Source organism: Pseudoalteromonas sp. S2721 (assembly GCF_005887425.1).
In the GTDB taxonomy this organism is placed as follows: domain Bacteria; phylum Pseudomonadota; class Gammaproteobacteria; order Enterobacterales; family Alteromonadaceae; genus Pseudoalteromonas; species Pseudoalteromonas simplex.
In genome coordinates this window covers 1-1,344 of the sequence record NZ_PNCZ01000109.1, presented here as the reverse complement: position 1 = coordinate 1,344, position 1,344 = coordinate 1, and the positions used below count along the sequence as shown (strand labels likewise).

1 protein-coding gene is annotated in these 1,344 nt (G+C 39.7%); it reads right to left on the bottom strand.

The features are described 5' to 3' along the window. Positions 1-41: 41 nt before the first annotated feature. Entirely contained in the window at positions 42-1,259 is a 1,218-nt protein-coding gene (locus CWC02_RS20490) for an MFS transporter (RefSeq protein WP_138619933.1), read from the bottom strand. Positions 1,260-1,344: the final 85 nt, after the last annotated feature.

The following is a 1,344-nucleotide window of genomic DNA, read 5'->3' as shown; positions in this document are numbered from 1 at the left end:
CACCTCACATTTCACTTTATGAAAAAAAGACTATGTGTTATTTAATTTGTAGTAATACGTAAGCGCGCAACTGGTCTCGCCTCTATAACCACGTGAATTGCGGCCGTAACAAGTGCAATTACACAAGCACTCCACCAAACGACATCATATGATCCTGTTAAGTCGTATAGATAACCGCCTAGCCAAACACCACTGAATGAACCAAGTTGGTGACTTAAAAATACGATACCGTAAAGTAACCCCATATGTGGCAAACCAAAAAGCTGTGCTACGAGTCCGGAAGTTGGCGGTACAGTGGCCAACCATAAAAAGCCTGTTAAGATTGAGAATAAAATTACTGATGTTTCAGTCATTGGTAAAAGCATAAATAGCGCTATAGCAATAGCTCTCAGTGCATATATAAGCGTTAATAAATTCTTTTTAGAATACTTACCAGACCAAGCCCCAGAGACCAAACAGCCGAAAATATTAAACAAGCCAATAAGAGCTAAACTTGCTACGGCAACGTTTGCGGTAAAACCTCTGTCACTTAAAAATGCTGGCATATGTACTGTAATAAACGCTAATTGAAAACCACATACAAAAAAGCCGATCACTATTAACCAGTAATGTGGATAGCTGAGTGCTTCATTCAACGCTTCTTTCACTGTTTGCTTTGCAGTGATTGGTTGTGACATTTGTTCAGGGTCTGTATTTTCTTTAAATACCCCAGCCATTAAAGCCATTAATAATGCACCACCAGCTAATAACATTAGAGCATTACTCCAGCCATAAGCTGCAATAAAATCCTGTGCAACGGGAACAAATATTAATTGCCCTGCGGAGCCAGCAGCACTCCCTAAGCCAAGTGCAAATGCTCGCTTATCCGGAGAAACCATTTTTGCCATAGCAGGTAAAACAACGCCAAACCCTGTTGCAGCAATACCCATCCCCATAAGTAAGCCTGCACCCAAATTCAAACTCAATATGGAATTTGATGAAGCTGTTACATAAAGACCACCCGCATATAAAAGCGCGCCAACAATGACTGTTTTGCATGTTCCATATTTATCAGCGAGTGCTCCTGCAAAGGGTTGTGATAAACCCCACCATAAGTTTTGTAAAGCGAGTGCGAAAGCAAAAACTTCTCTACCATAACCAAATTCATCAGAAATCGGGGCCATAAAAAAGCCCATTGATGATCTCAGGCCAAAATTTAATGATAATAAAATACAAACAAAGGCAATAGAAAAGCTCAAAAGCTTGATGGGGGCAGACATATTAGTTCCTCTGTATTCTGTTAATTAGTCTTATTCTTTAGCAACATAAACAAACGCAGTGCACATTTAGCAACATAAACAAACG